The 22008-nt window shown below is 71.9% G+C and carries 27 protein-coding genes; 10 read left to right on the top strand and 17 right to left on the bottom strand.

Features of this window, described 5'->3' with window-relative positions:
- The first annotated feature begins 72 nt into the window (after positions 1-72).
- The 4 genes from HGAM_RS10415 to HGAM_RS18815 are packed head-to-tail and all read left to right on the top strand — an operon-like array spanning position 73 to position 3276.
- A complete protein-coding gene (locus tag HGAM_RS10415; protein WP_019145430.1) occupies positions 73-801 on the top strand; it encodes an amino acid ABC transporter ATP-binding protein in 729 nt (242 codons plus the stop codon).
- Positions 802-827: 26 nt separating this feature from the next.
- A complete protein-coding gene (locus tag HGAM_RS10410) occupies positions 828-1712 on the top strand; it encodes a glutamate ABC transporter substrate-binding protein (RefSeq protein ID WP_019145429.1) in 885 nt (294 codons plus the stop codon).
- A gap of 53 nt (positions 1713-1765) precedes the next feature.
- Complete coding sequence (locus HGAM_RS10405) at positions 1766-2416, top strand: amino acid ABC transporter permease (protein WP_019145428.1); 651 nt, start codon at positions 1766-1768, stop codon at positions 2414-2416.
- Positions 2413-3276 carry an amino acid ABC transporter permease gene (locus tag HGAM_RS18815; protein ID WP_019145427.1) on the top strand — a complete coding sequence of 288 codons (864 nt, stop codon included), beginning with the start codon at positions 2413-2415 and terminating at the stop codon, positions 3274-3276. Before HGAM_RS10405 ends, HGAM_RS18815 begins: the two co-directional genes overlap by 4 nt.
- Before the next feature lie 58 nt (positions 3277-3334).
- On the opposite strand, the gene HGAM_RS10395 is transcribed toward HGAM_RS18815, so the two are convergent.
- From HGAM_RS10395 to dapA, 14 genes are all read right to left on the bottom strand, one after another.
- The gene (locus tag HGAM_RS10395) at positions 3335-3793 is read right to left on the bottom strand and encodes a hotdog fold domain-containing protein (protein WP_019145426.1); all 459 of its coding nucleotides are present in this window, start codon (positions 3791-3793) and stop codon (positions 3335-3337) included.
- A gap of 36 nt (positions 3794-3829) precedes the next feature.
- Positions 3830-4903 carry a WD40/YVTN/BNR-like repeat-containing protein gene (locus HGAM_RS10390; RefSeq protein WP_019145425.1) on the bottom strand — a complete coding sequence of 358 codons (1074 nt, stop codon included), beginning with the start codon at positions 4901-4903 and terminating at the stop codon, positions 3830-3832.
- Between the two features lie 57 nt (positions 4904-4960).
- Positions 4961-5485: a regulatory protein RecX gene (locus tag HGAM_RS18810; RefSeq protein WP_019145424.1), complete on the bottom strand. Its 525-nt coding sequence runs from the start codon at positions 5483-5485 to the stop codon at positions 4961-4963.
- On the bottom strand, positions 5485-6588 hold the full coding sequence (gene recA / locus HGAM_RS18805; protein WP_019145423.1) for a recombinase RecA: 1104 nt from the start codon (positions 6586-6588) through the stop codon (positions 5485-5487). Before recA ends, HGAM_RS18810 begins: the two co-directional genes overlap by 1 nt.
- Positions 6589-6779: 191 nt before the next feature.
- Positions 6780-6974, bottom strand: a complete 195-nt coding sequence (locus HGAM_RS10375) for a DUF3046 domain-containing protein (protein ID WP_019145422.1) — start codon at positions 6972-6974, stop codon at positions 6780-6782.
- Positions 6974-7267: a helix-turn-helix domain-containing protein gene (locus HGAM_RS10370; protein WP_019145421.1), complete on the bottom strand. Its 294-nt coding sequence runs from the start codon at positions 7265-7267 to the stop codon at positions 6974-6976. The genes HGAM_RS10375 and HGAM_RS10370 overlap by 1 nt, the downstream gene beginning before the upstream one ends.
- A gap of 28 nt (positions 7268-7295) precedes the next feature.
- Positions 7296-7790, bottom strand: coding sequence for a CinA family protein (locus HGAM_RS10365; RefSeq protein ID WP_019145420.1), 495 nt, complete (start codon positions 7788-7790; stop codon positions 7296-7298).
- A gap of 1 nt (position 7791) precedes the next feature.
- A complete protein-coding gene (gene pgsA, locus HGAM_RS10360; protein WP_019145419.1) occupies positions 7792-8415 on the bottom strand; it encodes a CDP-diacylglycerol--glycerol-3-phosphate 3-phosphatidyltransferase in 624 nt (207 codons plus the stop codon).
- A gap of 5 nt (positions 8416-8420) precedes the next feature.
- Positions 8421-8903, bottom strand: coding sequence for a hypothetical protein (locus tag HGAM_RS20785; RefSeq protein WP_049798234.1), 483 nt, complete (start codon positions 8901-8903; stop codon positions 8421-8423).
- Between the two features lie 2 nt (positions 8904-8905).
- Complete coding sequence (locus HGAM_RS10350) at positions 8906-11395, bottom strand: FtsK/SpoIIIE family DNA translocase (RefSeq protein ID WP_019145417.1); 2490 nt, start codon at positions 11393-11395, stop codon at positions 8906-8908.
- A gap of 80 nt (positions 11396-11475) precedes the next feature.
- Positions 11476-12180, bottom strand: a complete 705-nt coding sequence (locus HGAM_RS18800) for a sirohydrochlorin chelatase (protein WP_019145416.1) — start codon at positions 12178-12180, stop codon at positions 11476-11478.
- A 194-nt stretch (positions 12181-12374) separates the two neighbouring features.
- Positions 12375-12593, bottom strand: coding sequence for a hypothetical protein (locus HGAM_RS10340; protein WP_019145415.1), 219 nt, complete (start codon positions 12591-12593; stop codon positions 12375-12377).
- A gap of 4 nt (positions 12594-12597) precedes the next feature.
- Positions 12598-14277 carry a ribonuclease J gene (locus tag HGAM_RS10335; protein ID WP_019145414.1) on the bottom strand — a complete coding sequence of 560 codons (1680 nt, stop codon included), beginning with the start codon at positions 14275-14277 and terminating at the stop codon, positions 12598-12600.
- 10 nt (positions 14278-14287) lie between these two features.
- Complete coding sequence (gene dapA / locus HGAM_RS10330) at positions 14288-15202, bottom strand: 4-hydroxy-tetrahydrodipicolinate synthase (protein ID WP_019145413.1); 915 nt, start codon at positions 15200-15202, stop codon at positions 14288-14290.
- Positions 15203-15290: 88 nt separating this feature from the next.
- Here dapA and HGAM_RS10325 point away from each other — a divergent pair, with 88 nt between their 5' ends.
- From HGAM_RS10325 to HGAM_RS18795, 3 genes are all read left to right on the top strand, one after another.
- Positions 15291-16058 carry a thioesterase family protein gene (locus HGAM_RS10325; protein WP_019145412.1) on the top strand — a complete coding sequence of 256 codons (768 nt, stop codon included), beginning with the start codon at positions 15291-15293 and terminating at the stop codon, positions 16056-16058.
- Between the two features lie 46 nt (positions 16059-16104).
- Positions 16105-17316: a mechanosensitive ion channel family protein gene (locus tag HGAM_RS10320; RefSeq protein ID WP_019145411.1), complete on the top strand. Its 1212-nt coding sequence runs from the start codon at positions 16105-16107 to the stop codon at positions 17314-17316.
- Between the two features lie 77 nt (positions 17317-17393).
- Positions 17394-18368, top strand: coding sequence for a glycosyl hydrolase family 18 protein (locus HGAM_RS18795; protein ID WP_019145410.1), 975 nt, complete (start codon positions 17394-17396; stop codon positions 18366-18368).
- On the opposite strand, the gene HGAM_RS18790 is transcribed toward HGAM_RS18795, so the two are convergent.
- Positions 18365-18853 (bottom strand): dihydrofolate reductase, encoded by a 489-nt coding sequence (locus tag HGAM_RS18790; protein WP_019145409.1) that lies wholly within the window; start codon positions 18851-18853, stop codon positions 18365-18367. The genes HGAM_RS18795 and HGAM_RS18790 overlap by 4 nt on opposite strands.
- Entirely contained in the window at positions 18850-19665 is an 816-nt protein-coding gene (locus HGAM_RS10305) for a thymidylate synthase (RefSeq protein WP_019145408.1), read from the bottom strand. The genes HGAM_RS18790 and HGAM_RS10305 overlap by 4 nt, the downstream gene beginning before the upstream one ends.
- A 50-nt stretch (positions 19666-19715) precedes the next feature.
- Between HGAM_RS10305 and HGAM_RS10300 the strand changes: the two genes are divergently transcribed.
- Genes HGAM_RS10300 through HGAM_RS10290 form a run of 3 tightly spaced genes read left to right on the top strand, consistent with a single transcriptional unit; the run spans position 19716 to position 21257 of the window.
- Positions 19716-20249 (top strand): GNAT family N-acetyltransferase, encoded by a 534-nt coding sequence (locus HGAM_RS10300; protein WP_019145407.1) that lies wholly within the window; start codon positions 19716-19718, stop codon positions 20247-20249.
- Positions 20250-20277: 28 nt separating this feature from the next.
- A complete protein-coding gene (locus HGAM_RS18785; protein ID WP_019145406.1) occupies positions 20278-20955 on the top strand; it encodes an AzlC family ABC transporter permease in 678 nt (225 codons plus the stop codon).
- On the top strand, positions 20952-21257 hold the full coding sequence (locus HGAM_RS10290) for an AzlD domain-containing protein (protein WP_019145405.1): 306 nt from the start codon (positions 20952-20954) through the stop codon (positions 21255-21257). The genes HGAM_RS18785 and HGAM_RS10290 overlap by 4 nt, the downstream gene beginning before the upstream one ends.
- Before the next feature lie 3 nt (positions 21258-21260).
- Here HGAM_RS10290 and dapB read toward each other — a convergent pair whose 3' ends face one another.
- Positions 21261-22004: a 4-hydroxy-tetrahydrodipicolinate reductase gene (dapB, locus tag HGAM_RS10285; RefSeq protein WP_019145404.1), complete on the bottom strand. Its 744-nt coding sequence runs from the start codon at positions 22002-22004 to the stop codon at positions 21261-21263.
- Positions 22005-22008: the final 4 nt, after the last annotated feature.

The raw sequence follows: 22008 nt of genomic DNA, 5'->3' as shown, positions 1-22008 counted from the left end.
GTGACGATCGCGGTTCCGGTTGTCGTCTCGACCAGTGGGACCGATAGGTTGTGCGCCATGGTTTCCACCCCGATGGTCGCCATGCAGGGCGTCCAGAAGCACTTCGGCTCCCTGCATGTGCTCCAGGACATCGACCTTGAGGTCGCCCAGGGCGAGGTCGTCGTCGTGATCGGCCCCTCCGGGTCGGGCAAGTCGACCCTGTGCCGCACGATCAACCGGCTCGAGACGATCGACGAGGGCACGATCACGCTCGACGGCCAGCCGCTGCCGGCCGAGGGCAAGCCCCTCGCCCAGCTGCGCGCGGACGTCGGCATGGTCTTCCAGTCGTTCAACCTCTTCGCGCACAAGACGATCCTCGAGAACGTCACGCTGGGCCCGATCAAGGTCCGCGGCGAGAAGAAGGCCGACGCCGAGGCCCGCGCGATGGAGCTACTCAAGCGCGTCGGCGTCGACTCGCAGGCCCAGAAGCTGCCCGCGCAGCTGTCCGGCGGCCAGCAGCAGCGCGTCGCCATCGCCCGCGCCCTGGCGATGCAGCCGAAGGTGATGCTCTTCGACGAGCCCACCTCGGCCCTCGATCCCGAGATGATCAGCGAGGTCCTCGACACGATGACCGCGCTGGCCCGCGACGGCATGACGATGATCGTGGTCACCCACGAGATGGGCTTCGCCCGCACCGCCGCCGACCGCGTCGTGTTCATGGCCGACGGACGCATCGTCGAGCAGAACACGCCGCAGGAATTCTTCGACCACCCGCAGTCGGAGCGCGCCCGGGACTTCCTGGGCAAGATCCTCAAGCACTGACCACCCACTCAACCCCTGGGGGAACAATGAAGATCAGCACCCGCTTCGCGGCGCTCGGCGCCGCTGCCCTGCTGACGCTCGCCGCCTGTGGCGACGCCGGCGACGACACGACCGAGGCCGCCGACAACGACTACGAGGTCGTCGACAGCCCCGAGTTCGACGCGGGCACCCGCATGGCCGAGATCGCCGAGGCCGGCAAGGTCAAGATCGGCGTCAAGTTCGACCAGCCCGGCATCGGCTTCAAGGCCGCCGGCTCGGACGAGCCGACCGGCTTCGACCCCGAGATGGGCAAGATCCTCGCCGGCCAGCTCGGCCTCGAGCCCAAGGACATCGAGTGGGTCGAGACCATCTCGGACAACCGTGAGCCCTTCCTGCAGAACGGCACCGTCGACTTCGTGCTGGCGTCCTACTCGATCACCGACGAGCGTCGTCAGGTCGTCGGCCAGGCCGGCCCGTACTACCTCACCGGCCAGCAGCTGCTCGTCGCCGCCGACAGCGACATCAAGGGCCCCGAGGACCTCAAGGGCCAGAAGGTCTGCTCGGTCACCGGCTCCACCCCGATCAAGACGATCGAGGAGAAGTACGACGTCACCCCGGCCGGCTTCGACACGTACTCCGAGTGCGTCGAGCAGCTCAAGAACGGTTCGGTCGACGCGGTCACGACCGACGGCTCGATCCTGCTCGGCTACGCCGCCCAGGACCCGGACGCGCTCAAGGTCGTCGGCGAGCCCTTCTCCGAGGAGCGCTACGGCATCGGCTACAGCAAGGACTCCCCCGAGCTGTGCACCTTCATCAACGACTCCCTGACGAAGGCGTTCGAGGACGGCTCCTGGGAGGACGCGTTCGACGCGACCCTGGGCAAGTCCGGCAACGAGGTGCCCGAGGCGCCGAAGCTCGACGCCTGCGCCTGAGCACGCTCCGCACGACCCGCTGACGCGGGCCTGATCGCCATGGAAAGGATGAGATGGACGTCCTGGTAGACAACGCCAGCCTGATCCTCGACGGATTCTGGAAGACGTTGCAGCTCACGGTGGTCTCGGGCGCCTACGCGCTCGTGATCGGCGTGCTCGTGGCGATCGCCCGCGTCAGCCCGGTCGGCATCCTGCGTGGGTTCGGAACGGTCTACGTCACCCTGTTCCGGAACACGCCGCTGCTGATCCTCATCATCATCGCGTACTACGGCATGCCGGACATCGGCATCAACCCCGGGTTCTTCCCGCTCATCACCATCGCGATGGGCATCTACACCTCGACGTTCATCGCCGAGGCCCTGCGCTCGGGCATCAACGGCGTCCCGGTCGGCCAGGCCGAGGCAGCTCGAGCCATCGGCATGCCGTTCGGCATGACCATGACCCAGGTCGTGCTGCCCCAGGCCGGACGCCTGATCGTCCCGCCGGTCGCCAGCGTGCTCATCGCCCTGGTGAAGAACACCTCCCTCGCGGGGGCCTTCGGCATCGCTGAGGCCACCTTCCGGATGAGGGGCCTGCTGAACGACCACGCCACTGACAGGTGGTGGATCTTCTTCGGCATCGGCCTCGGCTACGTCGTCATCGTGGAGGTCATCTCGTTGGTCGCCTACCTGATCGAGCGTCGCTGGAAGGTGGTGTCTCGATGACCAGCGTCCTGTTCGACGTCCCGGGCCCGAAGGCTCGCCGACGCCACCGCGTCATCGGCGGCCTGACGGTCGTGGCCCTCGTGGTCCTGTTCGGGCTCGCGATCTGGAAGCTCTACACCGAGGACCTCTTCACGGCCCAGAACTGGGAGCCGTTCGTCACCCCGGTCTACATCAACGTCCTCCTCGAGGGCCTGATGTGGACCGTGATCTCGGCAGCACTCGCCATCGCCGGTGCCGTCGTGCTCGGCGTGATCCTCGGTGTCGCCAAGCTGTCCGACCACCGGATCGTCCGCTGGCCGGCGTGGCTGTTCGTCGAGTTCTTCCGTGCCGTCCCGCTCCTGCTGCTGATCATCTTCATCTGGGCGCTGGCCGGCTACCCGCTCTACACGATCTGGCCCCTGGTCGCCGGCCTCGTGCTGTACAACGGCTCGGTGCTGGCGGAGATCTTCCGGGCCGGCATCAACGCCGTCCCGAGCGGACAGGTGGAGGCCGGCTACGCGCTGGGCCTGCGCAAGACCGCGGTCACCCGGATCATCCAGCTGCCCCAGGCGATCCGGATCATGATCCCGTCGCTCATCAGCCAGTGCATCGTCGCGCTCAAGGACACGTCGCTGGGCTACGTCATCACCGCGTCCGGCCTCACCGTGGCCGGTCGCGAGATCTGGCGGACGTTCGGCAACTACCTCGCGACGGCCCTCGTGCTCGCCGTCATCTACATCATCCTCAACCTGTTGCTGAGCTGGTTCGGCAACTGGGTCGAGGGACGTATCAACCGCTCCCCCAAGGTGGCTGGTAATGACGCCGGTCGCACGGCCATGGACCTGGAGAACCGTCGCCTCGACAGCGGCACCGCTCTCTGAACCCCTGACGCAGAAGGGCCCCGGCACCATCGGTGCCGGGGCCCTCGTACGTCCGGGGTCAGGACTTCGGCGTGACCCAGAGGTGGATCGTGCCCTCGACGACGACCGTGCCGTCGGCGCGGGTCGCCCGCACCGTCACCGGCACGTCGGGCGCCTGGGCCCAGTCCTCGGGCGTCGTGGTGGCCGTGCAGACCAGGTCGGTCGTGGACTTGGCCAGGTACCTGACGTCCATGCCCTTCGGCAGCCAGCGCGCGTCGTCCGGTACCGTCGCCTCGGCCAGCAGACCCATGGCGGCTTCCAGGCCGTTGCAGACGGCGATGGCGTGCACGGTTCCGATGTGGTTGTGCACCGCCTTGCGCTTGGGCAGCATCAGCTCGGCGCGGTGCGGCTCGACCGAGCGCACCCGCATCTTGATGGTGCGGAAGTACGGCGCCTTGCGGCCGAACAGCGTCGAGAAGAGCCAGTCGCCCTTCGGCAGCGCCGTGATGCGCCGGTACATGTCGTAGGTCGCGGTCATGGCGCGTACGTTACCCGTAGGTAACCGCGGGTGGTGTCAGAAGGTCAGGGCCCGGACGCACACGACCTCAGGCAGGTTGGCCCGGATCTCGTGCCACGACTCCCCCTCGTCGGTGCTCGACCACACCGCCCCGTGCCGCGTGCCCACGTACAGGCCCAGCGGGTCGGCGCCGTCGTGGCACAGCGCGTCGCGCAGCACCACGGTGTACGCCTCGTCGGGCAGCCCGGCGTGGAGCTCGTGCCAGGTGTCGCCCGCGTCCTCGGTGCGCCAGACGCTGGGCCTGGCGCCGGGCGGGAAGCGCTCGATGTCCGCGCTCAGCGGGAAGACGTACGCAGTCCCGGGACGCCGTGGGTGCGCGAGCACCGGGAACCCGAACTCGGCCGGCAACGGTTCGCTGATGCGCGCCCAGGACCGGCCGGCGTCGTCGGTGCGGTACACCCCGCCGTGGTTCTGGGCGTACATGCGGTCGGGGCCGCCGGCGTCGACCGCCACCTTGTGCACGCACTGGCCGTACTCGGGCGTCTCCCCCGGCATGAACGGCACCGCGATGCCGTGGTTGCGGGGGTTCCACGACGCCCCGCCGTCCTCGGTGCGATAGACGCCACCGGTCGACATCGCCACCGTCACGACGTCCGGGTCCGTGGGGTGCGGCAGGATCGTGTGGATGGCTTGGCCACCAGCGCCCGGCTCCCAGTCGGCACGGTGCGGGTGGTCCCACAGCGCCTGCACCAGGTCGAACGTCTCGCCGCCGTCGCCGGAGCGGAACAGGGCCGAGGGCTGGGTGCCGGCCCAGACGACGTCCGGGTCGACCGGCGAGGCCTGGACCTGCCAGATGCGCTCGACGATGGCACCGGAACCGGGCGGGAAGCCGAACGCGCGCTTGGGCTCCTGCCAGGACGCGCCCAGGTCGTCCGACCGCATCAGGCGGGGCCCGAAGGGCCAGCTGGTGGTGCCGACGAACAGGCGAGGCGGCGAGCCGTGCGGGCTCACACCGACCGAGTAGACCTCCTCCATGGAGAAGGCGAGCGGGTCCCAGTCCCAGCGCTCACGATCGTCGGACCGCCCCACGAACAGTCCCTTGCGCGTCCCGACCAGCACGACAGCCGCCATGGCCTTCCGCCTCTCGTCCCCTCGACGGTAGGAGCCGACGGGGGCGCCGTCAACGACTCAGAGGGACTCCCGCGGCTCCAACTCGGACCCGAGCTCCTCGCGGACGACCGAGAACGCCACCGAGGGCGAGTAGCCCTTGCGGGCGAGCATGCCGGTCAGCCGACGGGTCTTCACGGTCTGGTCCAGGCCCTGCATGCTGCGCAGCTTCTTCTGGACGAGCCGGTGCGCGGCCTGCACCTCGGTGTCGGTGTCGACCAGCTCGAGCGCCTCGCCGGCCAGCTCGTCGTCGATGCCCTTCTTGCGCAGCTCGCGCGCGAGGGCCGACCGACCGAGGCCCTTCGACCGCTGCCGCGACTCCACCCACATGCGGGCGAAGGCGGCGTCGTCGATCAGGCCGACCTCCTCGAACCGGTCGAGCAGGCGCTGAGCCACGTCGGCCGGGACGTTCTTCTTGGCCAGCGACTCGGCGAGCTCGGCGCGGCTGCGCGGCTGGTCGGTCAGCCGCTGCAGCAGGATCTGCCGGGCGAACGACTCGGTGTCCGCCTCCGGCAGGTCCTGCTGCGGGTCGTGCGGGAGCGACATCAGAACGCGGTGGCGTCGTCCGCCTCGGCCGCGTCGACGGCACCCGCCGCGACCTCGTCGGCCGGCTCGGCCACGTTGGGCCCGACACCCAGGTGCTCCTTGATGCGCTTCTCGAGCTCCTCGGCGAGGTCGGGGTTGTCGCGCAGGAAGTTGCGCGAGTTCTCCTTGCCCTGGCCCAGCTGGTCGCCGTCGTAGGTGTACCAGGCGCCGGCCTTGCGGACGATGCCCGTCTCGACACCGAGGTCGATCAGGCTGCCCTCGCGGCTGATGCCCTGGCCGTACATGATGTCGAACTCGGCGATCTTGAACGGCGGCGCGAGCTTGTTCTTGACGATCTTGACCTTGGTGCGGTTGCCGACCATGTCGGTGCCGTCCTTGAGCGTCTCGATGCGTCGCACGTCGAGCCGGATCGAGGCGTAGAACTTCAGCGCCTTGCCACCGGTGGTGGTCTCGGGGCTGCCGAACATGACGCCGATCTTCTCGCGCAGCTGGTTGATGAAGATCGCCGTGGTGCCCGAGCCGTTGATCGCGCCGGTCATCTTGCGCAGCGCCTGGCTCATGAGCCGGGCCTGGAGGCCGACGTGGCTGTCGCCCATCTCGCCGTCGATCTCGGCGCGGGGCACGAGCGCCGCGACGGAGTCGATGACGATGATGTCGAGCGCGCCGGAGCGGATCAGCATGTCGGCGATCTCGAGCGCCTGCTCGCCGCTGTCGGGCTGCGACACGAGCAGCGCGTCGGTGTCGACGCCCAGCTTGCGGGCGTACTCGGGGTCGAGCGCGTGCTCGGCGTCGATGAAGGCGGCGACGCCGCCGGCCTTCTGCGCGTTGGCCACCGCGTGCAGGGCGACCGTCGTCTTGCCCGAGGACTCCGGGCCGTAGATCTCGACGATGCGGCCACGCGGCAGTCCGCCGATGCCGAGGGCCACGTCCAGCGAGGTGGCGCCGGTGGGGATGATCTCGATCGGGGCACGGGCCTGGTCACCCAGGCGCATGACGGCGCCCTTGCCGTAGGAACGGTCGATCTGCGCGATCGCGTTGTCGAGCGCCTTGCCCTTGTCCGCGTCGGGCTTGACGGCGGAGCGGGAGGAGGTCTTGGGAGGCATGGGGCGTTTCCGTTTCTGCGAGGGGCACCGAGGCGCCGGATGGCCAGGCGTCTTCAACGGTAGGAGGACCCACTGACATGCTGGGCCTCGTCGACCCGTCTGTGGAGGACGTCCTCCCGACGTCAACCTGTGGACCTCACGCTACACGAACACGTGTTCGACCGACGTGCGACACGCCGGGGTGGACCAGGTCAGCGCTCGGACGCGGGGAGCTGCAGGTTCGCGTGCACCGCGCGCCACACCTGCTTGGGGTCGACCCCGGCGTCGAGGGCGTCGATCGGAGTGCGGCTGCCCAGCTCGCCGAGCGACTGCGTGGATGCCCACACGTGCGCGTAGGCCTCGCCCAGGTGGAGCTCCATGCGCTCCCAGAACTCGCTGTGACGCATCAAGCAGCGGACATCGAGACGTCGGGGGCGATGGACGAGACGCTGGCCAGCTCGGTGGCCTCCTCGACCTCGAGCAGGGCGCTCACGTCGACCAGCACCTTGGAGAGCGGGACGTCGAGCGCGCCGGCGAGGGCGGCCAGCAGCTCCGAGCTCGGCTCCTTGTGGCCGCGCTCGATCTCGGAGATGTAGCCCAGGCTGACCCGGGCCTTCGCCGAGACGTCGCGCAGGGTCAGCCCCTGGGCGATCCGGCGGGCGCGCAGGACCTCACCGACGAACTGTCGCATCAGCGTCATGCCTGCACCTCCGGTGTCATCGTCTCGTTCAACCCGTCCGTGGGCCGAGATGTTCCCCCAGCCTAGCGACCAGGGACGACAGGCTCGCCAGGACGGTCGAGGAACGGACGTCGTCGCGGTCGCCGGACAGCGCGAGCAGCTCGCCGCTCACGCCGTCGGGCCCGGCGACGGCGACGTGCACCGTGCCCTGCGGCTTGCCCTCGCTGGGGCCGGGGCCGGCCACGCCCGTGGTCGACACGCCCCAGGTCGCGCCGAGCCGGTCGCGCACGCCCTGGGCCATCGCGGCGGCCACGTCGGCGTCGACCGTGCCTCGCTCGGCCACCAGGTCGGCCGGGACGCCCAGCAGCCCGACCTTCAGGTCGGCCGCGTAGGCCACGACTCCCCCGCGCACGACCGTGGACGCGCCCGGGACGTCGACGAGGGCGGCGCACACGCGTCCGCCGGTCAGCGACTCGGCGGTGGCCACGGTCTCGCCGCGCTGCCGCAGCAGCGCCACCACGCGCTCGGCGACCTCGGACGTCATGTCAGCCGGCGCTGCGGTCGCGGGCCTCGCGCCGCAGCGTGATCGCGTCGCGGACGTACACGGCACCCGTCCAGAGCGTCTGGGCGACCGCAGCCGCCATGACGAGGTGGGTGGCCCAGCGCAGGACGTCGGCCGCGGGGTTGTCCCACAGCTCGAGCGGCAGGACGTAGCCGCCGAGCGCGATCGCCTGCAGCATCGTCTTGAGCTTGCCGCCCTGGCTGGCCGGCATGACGCCGTACTTCTTGACCGCGAAGCGCATCGCGGTGATGCCCCACTCGCGGACGAGCACGAGGATCGTCACGGTCCAGAACAGCCAGCTGTCGAAGATGATCGCCAGGCCGATGAACGCCATGCCGGTGAGCGCCTTGTCGGCGATCGGGTCGGCCAGCTTGCCGAAGTCGGTGACCAGGTTGCGGCTGCGAGCCAGGTCGCCGTCGATCTTGTCGGTGATCATGAGGAGCACGAACACGACCCAGGCCGCGATCCGCAGGCCCACCGACTCGCCGCCGTCGGCCAGCAGGAGCCACCCGAAGACGGGGACGCCGAGAATCCGTACGACGGTCAGGGCGTTGGCGATGTTGAGGTTGCTCGGCGGCTGCTGAGCGCTCTCCTGCGGGGACGACACGTCGCTCAGTATGAGGCAGTACGGCGCAGGCGGGCCAGGCGGTCCTGCGCGGCGGCCGGCGAGGACGACATCGCGAGCCCCAGCGGGACGGTGAAGACCCGCTCCCCCTGACGCGTGACGACCTTGACGTGCGGGTCGCGCAGCAGCCCGTGACGGGGCTCGACGCGCAGGTCGCCCACCTCGCGCCACGGCAGCCCGACCCACGAGCGGCGCTGCCGCAGCCGCAGGCCCAGGTCGTCGGCGACCAGCACCGGTGTGCGCGCGTCCGCCGTCGCCGCCAGGTGCACGAGGCCCAGGACGACGAGCGCCGCGGCGGCGCCGTACCACCAACGCGGCCCCTCGCCCTCGAGGGCCAGCACCGCGAAGCCGGCGCCCAGCGCCAGGCAGAGCACGCCGAGCGTGACGAACAGCAGGCCACGGCGATGGATCTCGTAGGCCGGGTCGGGGTCGACCGATCCGCGGTCGTCGACGACGTGCAGCGAGGTCACGCTCATCCCACCTGCACCGAGGCGAGGACGTCCTCGAGGTCGTCGGGCTTGACCAGGACGTCGCGCGCCTTGGAGCCCTCGCTCGGGCCGACCACACCGCGGCTCTCCATGATGTCCATGAGCCGGCCGGCCTTCGCGAAGCCGACGCGGAGCTTGCGCTGCAGCATCGACGTCGAGCCGAACTGCGTCGTGACGACGAGCTCGATGGCCTGCAGCACGAGGTCCATGTCGTCGCCGATGTCGTCGTCCAGCTCGCGCTTGGACTCCTTGGCGGCGGTCACGTCCTCGCGGTACGTGGGCTGCAGCTGCTCCTTGACGTGGGCGACGACGGCCTTGATCTCGGCCTCGTCGACCCAGGCGCCCTGCATGCGCATCGCCTTGTTGGCGCCCATGGGCAGGAACAGGCCATCGCCCTGGCCGACCAGCTTCTCGGCGCCCGGCTGGTCGAGGATGACCCGGCTGTCGGCCAGCGAGCTGGTCGCGAAGGCCAGGCGGCTCGGCACGTTGGCCTTGATCAGGCCGGTGACGACGTCGACCGACGGGCGCTGGGTGGCCAGCACGAGGTGGATGCCGGCGGCACGGGCGAGCTGCGTGATGCGGACGATCGAGTCCTCCACGTCGCGCGGGGCCACCATCATGAGGTCGGCGAGCTCGTCGACGACGACGAGCAGGTACGGGTACGGCGCCAGCTCGCGCTCGCTGCCCGGGGGCAGCTCGACCTGACCGGCGCGCACCGCCTTGTTGAAGTCGTCGATGTGGCGGAAGCCGAAGTTGGCCAGGTCGTCGTAGCGCATGTCCATCTCGCGCACGACCCACTGCAGCGCCTCGGCCGCCTTCTTCGGGTTCGTGATGATCGGCGTGATCAGGTGCGGGATGCCCTCGTAGCTGGTGAGCTCCACGCGCTTGGGGTCGACCAGGATCATGCGCACCTCGTCGGGCGTGGCCCGCATGAGGATCGAGCTGATCATCGAGTTCACGAACGACGACTTGCCCGAGCCGGTCGCGCCCGCGACCAGCAGGTGGGGCATCTTCGCCAGGTTCGCCACGACGAAGCCGCCCTCGACGTCCTTGCCGAGGCCGACGATCATCGGGTGGTGGTCGCCGCGGGCCTTGCCCGAGCGCAGCACGTCGCCGAGCGACACCATCTCCTTGTCGACGTTCGGGATCTCGACGCCGATGGCCGACTTGCCCGGGATCGGCGACAGGATGCGCACCTCGTTGGAGGCCACGGCGTAGGAGATGTTCTTGGTGAGCGCGGTGACCTTCTCGACCTTGACCGCCGGGCCGAGCTCGACCTCGTAGCGCGTGACCGTCGGGCCGCGCGTGTAGCCGGTGACGGCGGCGTCGATCTGGAACTGCTCGAGCACCTCGGTGAGCCGCTTCACGACGTCGTCGGACGCCGCCGACCGCGCCTTGGGCGGGGTGCCCTCGCGCAGCATGGTCGGCTCGGGGAGGTTGTAGACGATGTCGCCGGACAGCGCGAGCTGCTCGGTGCGCGGCGGGATCGGCTCGAACGGCTTCTCCGGCTTGGCCGGCTCCTCGGTGACCAGCACCTCGGACTCGACGTCGGCCAGCGCTGCGGCGGGCTCGACGCTCTGGCCCGCCGCGACGTCGTCGGGGTCCTCCACCAGCGGGTTCTCGTATACCTCGTCGACCGGCGCCGGCGTGCGCGGGTGACGCTTGCGGGCGGGCTTCTCCTCGGCGACCGGCTCGGGGACGTCCGCGGCGGGCGTGGCCGAGCGGCCGAGCAGCCGGTCGCGGCCCGCGGCGAGGCGAGCCGGGACGGCGTAGAGCGGGGTGTTGAGCACGGTGAGGGCGCCGAAGGCGGTGAGCAGCACCAGGATGGGCGCCACGACCCACGGGGACTTGAGCAGGTCGACCAGCACGGCGGAGACCAGGTAGCCGATCGCACCGCCGGCCTCGCGCATCGCCTCGGCGTCGTGGTCGGACGGGCGCGGGACGCCGTGCGCCAGGTGGACGAGGCCGAGCAGTCCGCCGACCAGGCAGAACCAGCCCAGCAGCGTGCGTCCGGCGGGCGTCTCCTCCTGCGAGGGACGCATGGTGCGCCAGGCCAGCACCAGGAGCGCGACGGGGACGGCCCAGGCGAGCACGCCGACACTGCCCATCGTGGCGCCACGGACGGCGCGGCCGACGAAGCCGGGGATGTGCCACCACACGGAGGCGGCGACGACGATGGCCAGGGCGAGGACCGCCAGGCCGATGCCGTCACGACGCTGCTCGGGGTCCAGGTCGCGGGCGCTGCGGCCGACGCTGCGGGTGATGGTGCCGACGAGCGCGGCCAGGCCGGTCCAGCACGCGAGCACGAGGCGGCCGAGGCCGCCCAGGGCAAGCACGAGGGGGCCAGGACCGGACGCGGCGGCGGGCTTGCGCGCCGCCGGCTTGCGCGCCGCGGGCTTCTTGCTCGCGGGTCGCTTGCGGGCCTGGCTGCCGGACGGCCGCTTGCGCGGCGGGGAAGACGTACGGGTCGCCATGGGCGCAAGCCTAAAGCAAGAGTCGAGAGTTGGGCGTCCGTACACGCCCGTCGAGGCCCGGGACTTCGGGAGTCCCGCCCTCAGGCGCCGGGGTCGCTGGCCAGCGCCGAGCGTCCCAGGGCCTGCTCGAACCGGGTCAGCACCAGGCCGGCCAGCCGCGGGTCGGGCGGACCGCCGTCGAGGTAGGGCGCGGTCACGAGGTCCGCGCCGCAGGCTCGCAGGGCGCCGAGCTGCGGCCCGCCGCTGAGCAGGTAGGACGAGACGACGACGCGACGCCCGTAGGCGCGGGCGATGTCGATCGCGTCGGGCAGGGACGTGTCGCTGCCGGTGAGCGAGCCCAGGTGGACGCGGCCGCCCCAGACGGCGCTGAGCAGGCGCGCAGCGCGGGCGAACGCGGCCAGCTCCTGGCCCTCGGTGGAGCCGGGGACGCCCAGCACGATGGTGTCGCCCTTGCGGGCTCCGGCCGCGATGAGCCGCTCGACGCCGATCTCGGCGAGCGACCAGTCCGGGCCCAGCGGTGCGGCGAGCCGTAGTCGCGGGGACTGGGCCCGGGCCGAGGCGAGGGCCCGGACGACGTCGCGCTGGGGCGACAGGCCGATCGGGACGGCCACGGCGGGCACGTCCAGCACGGGCAGGGAGTCGGCGAGCGGACCCGAGACGACCACCTGACGCACGTCCAGCCCGGGCTCCTCGCGCCGGACCGCGTTAGCCAGGCCGGCCAGCGCGGCGCGCTCGACCGGGGTCGTCGGCGCCGGCGAGCAGGCGAGCAGCACCTCCACGCTCACGACCGCCCCCTCAGGCCGCGGACGGTCACGGCCGGCGACCGGACGGTGCGTGCGTGACCCACCGATCCGGCGCCGGCCGGGACTGCTGCGATCCATCGGGACCGACCCTGGTGCCGGCCCCATCTTGGGATCGACGGTAGGGAACGCGTGTGAACGGCGGGACGACCCGAGGTTTCGGACGCGTAACAGTTCGCTCAGGAGCGTCCGTGACGCTCCCGGCGCTGCCGGCGCTCCTCGAGGACGGCCAGCACGAGGCCGAAGACCGCGAAGAACACCGTGAACACGACCCACGAGCGGGTCGGCGCCCACGTGCCCTCGGAGGCGCGGAACACCAGGTGCACCGTCACCCAGGCCACGACGCCGCCCAGCGCCGTGGCCGCGACGAGGCGCGCCCACGGCGGCAGGCGGTTCACCGGGTCAGGCCTCGAGGACGATCGGCAGGATCATCGGGCGGCGACGCAGCTTGCGGCCGACGAACGAGCCGAGCGTGCGGCGCAGGACCTGCTTGAGCTGGTACTCGTCGCGGGCGCCGTCGGCGATCGACTGCTCCAGCGCGGCGACCAGCTTCGGCGCGATCTCGTCGAAGACGCTGTCGTCCTCGGCCATGCCCCGGGCGTGGATCTCGGGGCCGGTGATGATCTTGCCGGTCGTGGAGTCGACCACGACGACGACCGACACGAAGCCCTCGTCGCCCAGGACGCGGCGGTCCTTGAGCTCGGTCTCGGTCAGGTCGCCCACGGACGAGCCGTCGACGTAGACGTAGCCGCACTCGACCGCACCGACCACGGACGCGTGGCCGTCGACCAGGTCGACGACGTACCCGTCCTCGGCCATGACCACGTTGGGGACGCCGGTCTGCGTGGCCAGCTTCGCGTTGGCGTGCAGGTGGCGGATCTCGCCGTGCACCGGCATGACGTTCGACGGCTGCACGATGTTGTAGCAGTAGAGCAGCTCGCCGGCCGAGGCGTGGCCCGAGACGTGCACGAGCGCGTTGCCCTTGTGCACGACGTTCGCGCCGAGCTTCGTCAGGCCGTCGATCACCCGGTAGACGGCGTTCTCGTTGCCCGGGATGAGCGAGGACGCGAGCAGCACCGTGTCGCCGGGCTCGAGGCTGACCTGCTGGTGGCTGCGGTTGGCCATGCGCGACAGGGCCGCCATCGGCTCGCCCTGCGAGCCGGTGCTCATCAGCACCATCTTCTCCGGCGGGGCCGCGTCGAGCTTGTCGACCACGACGCCGTCCGGGACGTGCAGGTAGCCCAGCTCGCGGGCGATCTGCATGTTGCGGACCATCGAGCGTCCGACGTAGGCGACCTTGCGGCCGTGCTTGGCGGCGGCGTCGAGCACCTGCTGCACGCGGTGCACGTGCGAGGCGAAGGAGGCGACGATGATGCGCTTCTTGCTGTTGGCGAAGACGGCGTCGATCGCCGGGCCGATGTTGCGCTCGGCGGTGGTGAAGCCGGGCACGTCGGCGTTGGTCGAGTCGGTGAGGAACAGGTCGACGCCCTGCTCGCCCAGCCGCGCGAACGCCCGCAGGTCGGTGATGCGGCCGTCGAGCGGCAGCTGGTCCATCTTGAAGTCGCCGGTGTGCAGCGCGACGCCGGCACCGGTGGTGATGGCCACGGCGAGCGCGTCGGGGATGGAGTGGTTGACCGCGACGAACTCCAGGTCGAACGGGCCGAGCGACAGCGTCTCGTCGGCGACGACCACGTGCTTCGGGACGTCCTTGAGCCGGTGCTCGCGCAGCTTGGAGTCGACGAACGCCAGCGTCAGCTTGGAGCCGACCAGCGGGATGTCGCCGCGCTCGCGCAGCAGGTACGGGACACCGCCGATGTGGTCCTCGTGGCCGTGGGTCAGGACGACGCCGACGACGTCGTCGAGCCGGTGCCGGATCGGCGCGAAGTCGGGCAGGATCAGGTCGACGCCCGGGTGGTGCTCCTCGGGGAACAGGACGCCGCAGTCGACGATCAGCAGCTTGCCGCCGTACTCGAAGACGGTCATGTTGCGGCCAATCTCGCCCAGGCCGCCCAGCGGGACGACGCGCAGGGCGCCCTCCGGCAGCGGCGGCGGGGTGGTCAGATCGGTGTACAGGTGGGTCAAGACGAGCTCCTCAGCTCTCGAGCAGCCCGGACGCGACGAGGCCGGCACGCACGATGGCGACCTCCTCCTCGTTCGCGTCGGGCAAGGGAAGGCGCATGGTGGTGTGGTCGAGCACACCGAGCAGGTTCAGCGCGACCTTCGCCGTGATCGCGCCCTGCGTGTAAGTCATCATCGCGGTCACCAGCGGGGACAGCCGCTGGTGCACCGCACGGGCCGAGGCCAGGTCACCGGCATCGACCGCCCGGACCATCTCGGCGTACTGCTCGCCGGCGGCGTGGCCGACCACGCTCACCGTGCCGGCGGCGCCGTAGGCCAGCCAGCCCAGGGTCAGCTGGTCGTCGCCGGAGTAGTAGACGATGCCGGTCTCGGCCATGATCCGCGCCCCGCGGTCGAGGTCGCCGACGGCGTCCTTCACCGCGACGACGGCCGGGTTGCGGCGCAGCTCGACGTACGTCTCCGGCGCGATGGTGGTCGCGGTGCGTCCGGGGATGTCGTAGAGCATGACCGGCAGCCCGTCGCCGGCCGCCGCGACGGCGTCGACGTGGGCGACGATGCCGCGCTGCGGGGGCTTGGAGTAGTACGGGGTGACCACGAGCATGCCGTCGGCGCCGACCTTCGCCGCCTGCTCGGCCAGCGCGACCGAGTGGCGGGTGTCGTTGGTGCCGACGCCCGCGACCACCGTGGCCCGGTCGCCGACCGCCTCGACGACGGCCGCCAGCAGGCGTCCGTCCTCGTCGACGGACGTGGTCGGGGACTCCCCCGTCGTGCCGCTGACCACGAGGCCGTCGTTGCCGTGGTCGACCAGGTGGGTCGCCACCTTCTGCGCCGCCGCCAGGTCGAGCTCACCGTCGACGGTGAAGGGCGTGACCATGGCGGTGAGCACGCGCCCGAACGGCGCGGCGTCGGTGGCGAACGGCGAGGTCATGGGCACGAGGCTACCGTCTGCGGGCCGTCCGGGCTGCGTCGCGTCGCCACGCGCGGGCGTCCGCGTGACCTGCTGCACAATGTCGCACGTGACCGAGGACCTCTACCCCACCGACACCGCCTCCGTGCCGAGCGGCGACGGCGTGCGCGACCTGACCGTGACCGACCGCTGGAACACGCCCGTCGGGACGCCCAACGGCGGGTACGTCCTCGCCACGATGCTGCGCGGGCTGGGCGAGGAGCTGGGCTCGGACCAGCCGCTCGTCGCCGCGATCTCGTACCTGAGCCCGGCCCGTCCGGGACCGGCGCAGCTGCGCACGTCGGCGTTGAAGGCGGGCCGGCGGTTGAGCACGGGGACGGCCGAGCTCGTCTGCGGTGACCGGACCGTTGCCCACGTGACCGCCAGCTACGGCGACCGGGTCGGCACCTCGCTGGAGCTGGGCGCGCCGCCGGCCCTCCCCCGTCCCGAGGACTGCCTGGACCCGTTCGCGGACGCCCGTCCCGACGCGGGCCTGATGCACCGGGTCGAGTACCGGATGCCGCACCAGGGAGCGGGCGGAGCCGGCGACCCCACCTACCGGCTCTGGCAGCGCATGGCCGGCGAGCGCGTGCCCGACCTGTACGCCCTGGCCTTCCTGGTCGACTCGTGCCCGCCGCCGGTGCTCGAGGTCAGCCCGGGCGGGTCGGTGACCGTGCAGCTCACCGTGCACCTGCACCGTGTCCCGGTCACCCCGTGGGTCGCCACCGTCGTGAGCACCCGGCACGTCGCCGGCGGCTACCACGAGGAGGACTGCGAGCTGTGGGACGAGGACGGCAACCTGCTGGCGCAGAGCCGGCAGCTCGGCATCCTGCTCTAGTCCGCTCGAGTCGAGGTCTCACCGTCCGGTTGCCACGATGGGAACCATGACCGACGCATGGGAGGACTTCGTCAGGGCACTGGCCGTCGCGCTGCTGGTGGCGGGCATCGTCATCGTCGCCGCCAAGGTGGTGGTGCAGCTGGGCGGACGCCGGTGGGAGGTGGCCCGGCAGCTGGAGCGGCGCTCCAAGCTGTGGTTCCGGCTGCTCGTCCTGGTCATCGCGGTGACCATCGCGGTGCGCACGGCCATGCCGCAGATCGACTACACGTACCGGTGGGACGAGCTGATCCGGCACACGCTGCAGATCCTCACCATCCTCGCCGTCGCCGGCCTGGTCGCCAGCGTGCTGCTGCTGATCGAGGACTCCGGCGCGAACCGGTACGACGTGGACGTGGCCGACAACCGTCTCGCCCGGCGGGCCCGCACCCAGATGCAGGTGGTGCGTCGCCTCACCGTCGCCGCCGTCGTCGTGGTCGCCCTGGGTGCGGTCATGCTCACCTTCGACGGGGTCCGCGCCATCGGAGCCAGCGTGCTCGCCTCGGCCGGCGTGCTGTCCATCGTCGCCGGTCTCGCCGCCCAGTCGACCCTGGCCAACGTCATCGCCGGCATCCAGATCGCGTTCAGCGACTCCATCCGGCTCGACGACGCGGTGATCGTCGAGGACGAGTGGGGCTGGATCGAGGAGATCACGCTGACCTACGTCGTCGTCCGGCTGTGGGACGACCGACGGCTCGTGCTCCCGTCCACCTACTTCACGACCACGCCGTTCCAGAACTGGACCCGCAAGCACTCCGAGCTGCTGGGCGCCGTCGAGCTCGACCTCGACTGGGGCGTCTCCCCGCACGAGATGCGCGCCCAGCTCGACACCGTCCTGGCCGACACCGACCTGTGGGACGGACGCACGAAGGTGCTGCAGGTGACCGACGCCGTCAACGGATGGGTGCGCGTGCGCATCCTGGTCAGCGCGCAGGACGCACCGACCCTGTTCGACCTGCGCTGCCACGTCCGTGAGCGGATGGTCGAGTGGATCGGTGGCGACCACGGAGCCGGCCTGCCCCGCTTCCGGGTCGAGAACGTGCAGCGGTCCGTCACGCCGCGCGGCCCGCAGCACGAGAGCGAGCCGCAGGGGCTGTTCACCGGCGACGCCGACGCCGAGGCCCGCGCGGCCCGGGTGACCGGGCAGATCCCGGTCATCGACGCGGAGCTGCCCGAGCGTCCCGAGCGCACCACCCAGGAGAGCCACGACGGCGACGCCTGAGCCGCACCGACGGTGACCTGCGCGACGTCCCGGGAGTGGGGCGGACGCGGACGGCAGCGCTCGTGTTCACTGGGCCCGTGACCCGCGCGCCCCGACTCGTCGCCCTGCTCGTCTCCGTCGCCCTCCTGGCACCGGCGTACGCGGCGGACGCCAGCGCGTCCCGCCGGCTCGACGTCACCGGGTACGCCCTGGCCGGCGACACCCGTCCCGCCGACGTCACGCGCGACGGCCGCTACCTGCGGACCATCGGCGTCGACGGCGTCGTGCTCGACGGTCCCCGCGCCGTGACATCCGTGAGCCGCGAGGCGCACGCCCTGCGCCGCACCGCGCAGCGCCACGACCGCAAGGCGGTGCTGCTGGTCTCCAACTACACCGACGCGCTCGGCGACTTCGACGAGGCACTGGCATACCGCATGCTGTCGTCGCGCAGCAACCGGGCGGCGGTCGTCCGCAGCCTGGTGCGCCGGGCCCGCGCCTTCGACGGCGTCCAGGTCGACCTGGAGTCGCTGGCGCCCCGCGACACGGCCGGCCTCGTCGCGTTCACCCGCGAGCTGCGCCAGGCGCTCCCCCGCCGCGCCTCGCTGTCGATGGCCGTCATGGCGTCCTCGGACGACGCCGGCTACCGCGCCCGCGGCTACGACCTGCGACGGCTCGCCCGCAGCCTCGACCGCGTCGTGCTCATGGCCTACGACCAGCACGGCCCGACCTGGTCGGGACCGGGCACGATCGGCTCGGTGCGGTGGGTGCGCTCCGAGCTGCGCTTCCTGGTCAGCCGCGTGCCGCGGCGCAAGGTCGACCTCGGTGTCGCCGCCTACGGCTACCAGTGGGGCGGCGGAGCGGGGACCCTCACCGTGCCGCAGGCCCGTCGCCTCGCCGGCGACCGCGCGCGCTGGAGCCGCAAGCACGCCGAGTGGCACGCGCGGCTGCCCGGCGGACGGACGATCTGGTGGTCGGACCGCCGGTCGCTGCGGGCCCGCGAGCAGGTCGCCCGGGCGGCGGGCGTCCGCGGCGTCGCGATCTGGCAGGTCGGGTCGTCCGGCCGGCTGCGCTAGCGCCGCTCGTAGGTCGCGATCTCGTAGTCGGGCGTGCCCGTGTGGGACGTGCGCCCGACCTCGCGCCACACGTCCGCGTCGATCGGCGCCAGGGAGGCGTCGCCCTCCGGCTCGAGCGGCACGTGGGTCACGACCATGCGGTCGACCAGCCCGGCCTCGAGCGCCTCGGCGTACACCTGGGCCCCGCCGACCAGGAACACCTCGTCGTCGAGGGCGGACGCCGCGGCGAGCGCCTCGCGCAGGTCGTGCGTCACGACGACGTCGTCGTGACCCGGCTGCCAGTCGGACCGCCGGGTCAGCACGACCGACGTGCGTCCGGGCAGCGGCCGGCCGATGGACTCGAACGTGGCCCGGCCCATGACGACCGGGTGGCCCCAGGTCAGCTCCTTGAACTGGCGCATGTCGCCGGTGCGCGGCCACGGCATGCCGCCGTCGCGTCCGATGACGCCGTTGCGGCCGACCGCGACGACGATCGTGACCGTCATACGGCGATCGGCGCCTTGATCGCCGGGTGCGGGTCGTAGCCCTCCAGCGTGATCGACTCCAGCGTGAACCCGTCGATGTCGGTGACCGCCGGGTCCAGGTGCAGCGTCGGCAGCGGACGGGGGTCGCGCGTGAGCTGCTCGCGGGCCTGGTCGAGGTGGTTGAGGTACAGGTGGGCGTCGCCGAAGGTGTGCACGAAGTCACCCACGTCGTAGCCGCACACCTGGGCCACCATGTGGGTGAGCAGCGCGTAGGACGCGATGTTGAACGGCACGCCGAGGAAGACGTCGGCGCTGCGCTGGTAGAGCTGGCACGACAGCCGCGGACGTCCGCCGTCGACGGCCGGCACCACGTAGAACTGGAAGAACGCGTGGCACGGGGCCAGGGCCATCTTGTCGAGCTCGGCCACGTTCCAGGCGCTGACGATGTGCCGGCGCGAGTCGGGGTTGGCCTTCAGGTCGGCGATCACCTTCGCCAGCTGGTCGACGTGGCCGCCGTCGGGGGTCGGCCACGAGCGCCACTGCGCCCCGTAGACCGGGCCGAGGTCGCCGGTCTCGGGGTCGGCCCACTCGTCCCAGATCGTGACGTTCTGCTCGCGCAGCGTGTTGTTGTTGGTGTCGCCGGCGATGAACCACAGCAGCTCGGCGAACACGGCGCGCGTGTAGATCTTCTTGGTCGTCACCAGCGGGAAGCCCTCGGTGAGGTCGAAGCGCATCTGGTGGCCGAACACGCTGCGCGTGCCGGTGCCCGTGCGGTCGGACTTCTCGACCCCCTCGTCGAGGATCCGCTGGACGAGGTCGAGGTACGCGCGCATGGCGCCCAGGCTACGACAGCGGACCGACGGGCTGTGGGAGACTCGCGCCCGTGGACGCTGACCTGGGTGCCCGGCTGGCCTGGCCCGACGACGCCCCGGTGCTGGGCGCGCTGCAGCTCGCCGCGTGGCGCCACGACTACGGCGACACGCTCGGGCCGGCGCTCGTGGGGTTGACCGCCGACGACCTCGCCGGCCCCTGGGCGTCGGTGCTGGCCCGCCCGGCCGACGCCCGCGCCCGCGTGCTCGTCGCGACCGAGGGACCCCACCTGCGCGGCTACGCCCTGCTCCACCCGGCCCAGGACGCGGACGCCGACCCGGTCGCCGACGGCGAGCTCGGCGAGCTCGTCGTGTCGCCCGAGCACCGCGGCGCCGGCCACGGCTCGCGGCTGCTGCAGGCCGCGGCCGACACCCTCGTCGCCGACGGCTTCACCCGCGCGACCTGGTGGATCCCGTCGACCGCCGACGACGTCCGGGCGTTCGCGCTCGGCGCCGGCTGGGCCGCCGACGGCGCGTTCCGCGAGCTCGAGGGTCCCGGCGGCGCCCGACTGCGCCAGGTCCGGCTGCACACCGCGCTCACGGCATGAGCGAGCGCCCTCCCCTGGCGGTGACGGCATGACCGAGCCGACCGACCGCCGGATCATCGCCGACTCGCTGGGCGTCGCCGTCCCGACGGGCGCCTACGGCATCTCGTTCGGTGCCATCGGCGTCACGTCCGGCCTGGACGTGCTGCAGACCTGCCTGCTGTCGTTGCTCGTGTTCACCGGGGCGTCGCAGTTCGCGTTCATCGGCGTCGTCGCGTCCGGTGGCAACCCGTTCGCCGGTGCCCTGACCGCGCTCCTCCTGGGCACCCGCAACACGTTCTACGGCATCAGCCTCGCTCCCCTGCTGCGGCTGCGCGGCGCGGCCCGGCTGCCCGCGGCCCACGTGGTGATCGACGAGTCCACGGCGATGGCGCTCGGCCAGGACGACACCCGGTCAGCCCGCGTGGCGTTCTGGTGGACGGGTGTCGGCATCCTCGTGCTCTGGAACCTGTTCACGCTGCTCGGGGCCCTGGCCGGCGAGGCCATCGGTGACCCGCGCACGTACGGGCTCGACGCCGCGGTGGGTGCCGCGTTCCTGGCGCTGCTGTGGCCCCGCCTGACCACGTGGCACGCGCGCTCGGTCGCGCTGGTCGGTGCCGCCGTCGCCACCGGCCTGGTGCCGCTCTCCCCCGCCGGGGTCCCGATCATCGCCGGCGGCGCGGTGGCCGTCCTCGTCGGGCTGCTGACGCAGAAGGAGCGGGCCGCGTGACGCTCTGGCTCGCGATCGGCGTGCTCGTCGTCGGCACCTACGCCCTCAAGCTGGCCGGACTGGCCGTCCCGCAGCGCGTCCTGGACCACCCGTTCACCCGGCGCGTCTCCGACCTCATCCCCGTGGCCCTGCTCGGGGCGCTCGTGGCGGTGCAGGTGCTGGCCGACGGGTCGGACCTCGTGCTGGACGCGCGCGCGGTCGCGCTGCTCGCGGCGGCCGGCATGCTCGCGCTGAGGATGTCGTTCCTGCCCGTGGTGGTCGGCGCCGCCTTGGTCGCGGCCGTCGTGCGCCTGCTGTTCTAGCGGCTACAGCCCGAGAATCGAGTCCAGGCCGACCGTCACGCCCGGACGCTGCGGCACGGCGCGGACGGCGGCCAGCACGCCGGGCATGAACGACTCCCGGTGCGAGGAGTCGTGCCGGATGGAGAAGATCTCGCCCGGGTCGCCGAGCAGCACCTCCTGCGAGGCGGTGAAGCCGCGCATGCGCACGGCGTGCACCGGGATGCCGTCGACGGTCGCGCCGCGCGAGCCGTCCGGGTCGGTGCGGGTCGCGTCCGGCAGCGACGCCGAGCCGGCCTCGCGCCGCGCGGCGGCGATGAGCTCGGCGGTGCGGACGGCGGTGCCCGACGGCGCGTCCACCTTGTCCGGGTGGTGCATCTCGACCACCTCGACGGACTCGAAGAACGGCGCGGCGATCGCGGCGAAGCGCATCATCAGCACCGCGCCGATCGAGAAGTTCGGCGCCACCACGACACCGACGCCCGGGTGGTCGGCCAGCAGCTCGCGCACCTGGGCCACCTTGGCGTCGTCGAAGCCGGACGTGCCGACGACGACGTGGATGCCGTGCTCGACGCAGAAGCGGACGTGCTCCATGGCGACGTCCGGGCGGGTCAGCTCGACCGCGACCTCGGCCCCGGCCTCGACGATGGCCTCGAGCGGGTCGCCCGACCCGATCTCGGCGACGACCTCCAGGCCGTCGGCGGCACCGACGGCCTTGACCGCCTCCGTGCCCATGCGTCCCTTGGCTCCCAGCACCGCGACCCGTGTCATGGCG

This window comes from Aeromicrobium massiliense JC14 (assembly GCF_000312105.1).
GTDB classification, from domain to species: Bacteria; Actinomycetota; Actinomycetes; order Propionibacteriales; family Nocardioidaceae; genus Aeromicrobium; species Aeromicrobium massiliense.
The sequence above is the reverse complement of the archived record's forward strand: the minus strand, read 5'-3'. Positions and strand labels throughout refer to the sequence as shown.

What these genes read in the sequence shown, in the direction of transcription:
- HGAM_RS18815 (WP_019145427.1), top strand. Translation starts at nt 2,413, where the DNA reads ATGACCAGCGTCCTGTTCGACGTCCCGGGCCCGAAGGCTCGCCGACGC.
- HGAM_RS18785 (WP_019145406.1), top strand. Translation starts at nt 20,278, where the DNA reads ATGACCGAGCCGACCGACCGCCGGATCATCGCCGACTCGCTGGGCGTC.
- HGAM_RS10305 (WP_019145408.1), bottom strand. Translation starts at nt 19,665, where the DNA reads ATGCGCGCGTACCTCGACCTCGTCCAGCGGATCCTCGACGAGGGGGTC.
- HGAM_RS10365 (WP_019145420.1), bottom strand. Translation starts at nt 7,790, where the DNA reads ATGACGTCCGAGGTCGCCGAGCGCGTGGTGGCGCTGCTGCGGCAGCGC.
- HGAM_RS10375 (WP_019145422.1), bottom strand. Translation starts at nt 6,974, where the DNA reads ATGCGTCACAGCGAGTTCTGGGAGCGCATGGAGCTCCACCTGGGCGAG.
- HGAM_RS10395 (WP_019145426.1), bottom strand. Translation starts at nt 3,793, where the DNA reads ATGACCGCGACCTACGACATGTACCGGCGCATCACGGCGCTGCCGAAG.
- HGAM_RS10320 (WP_019145411.1), top strand. Translation starts at nt 16,105, where the DNA reads ATGACCGACGCATGGGAGGACTTCGTCAGGGCACTGGCCGTCGCGCTG.
- HGAM_RS10350 (WP_019145417.1), bottom strand. Translation starts at nt 11,395, where the DNA reads ATGGCGACCCGTACGTCTTCCCCGCCGCGCAAGCGGCCGTCCGGCAGC.
- dapB (WP_019145404.1), bottom strand. Translation starts at nt 22,004, where the DNA reads ATGACACGGGTCGCGGTGCTGGGAGCCAAGGGACGCATGGGCACGGAG.
- dapA (WP_019145413.1), bottom strand. Translation starts at nt 15,202, where the DNA reads ATGACCTCGCCGTTCGCCACCGACGCCGCGCCGTTCGGGCGCGTGCTC.
- HGAM_RS18790 (WP_019145409.1), bottom strand. Translation starts at nt 18,853, where the DNA reads ATGACGGTCACGATCGTCGTCGCGGTCGGCCGCAACGGCGTCATCGGA.
- HGAM_RS18810 (WP_019145424.1), bottom strand. Translation starts at nt 5,485, where the DNA reads ATGTCGCTCCCGCACGACCCGCAGCAGGACCTGCCGGAGGCGGACACC.
- HGAM_RS10410 (WP_019145429.1), top strand. Translation starts at nt 828, where the DNA reads ATGAAGATCAGCACCCGCTTCGCGGCGCTCGGCGCCGCTGCCCTGCTG.
- HGAM_RS10370 (WP_019145421.1), bottom strand. Translation starts at nt 7,267, where the DNA reads ATGACGCTGATGCGACAGTTCGTCGGTGAGGTCCTGCGCGCCCGCCGG.
- recA (WP_019145423.1), bottom strand. Translation starts at nt 6,588, where the DNA reads ATGCCTCCCAAGACCTCCTCCCGCTCCGCCGTCAAGCCCGACGCGGAC.
- HGAM_RS10405 (WP_019145428.1), top strand. Translation starts at nt 1,766, where the DNA reads ATGGACGTCCTGGTAGACAACGCCAGCCTGATCCTCGACGGATTCTGG.
- HGAM_RS10390 (WP_019145425.1), bottom strand. Translation starts at nt 4,903, where the DNA reads ATGGCGGCTGTCGTGCTGGTCGGGACGCGCAAGGGACTGTTCGTGGGG.
- HGAM_RS10415 (WP_019145430.1), top strand. Translation starts at nt 73, where the DNA reads ATGGTCGCCATGCAGGGCGTCCAGAAGCACTTCGGCTCCCTGCATGTG.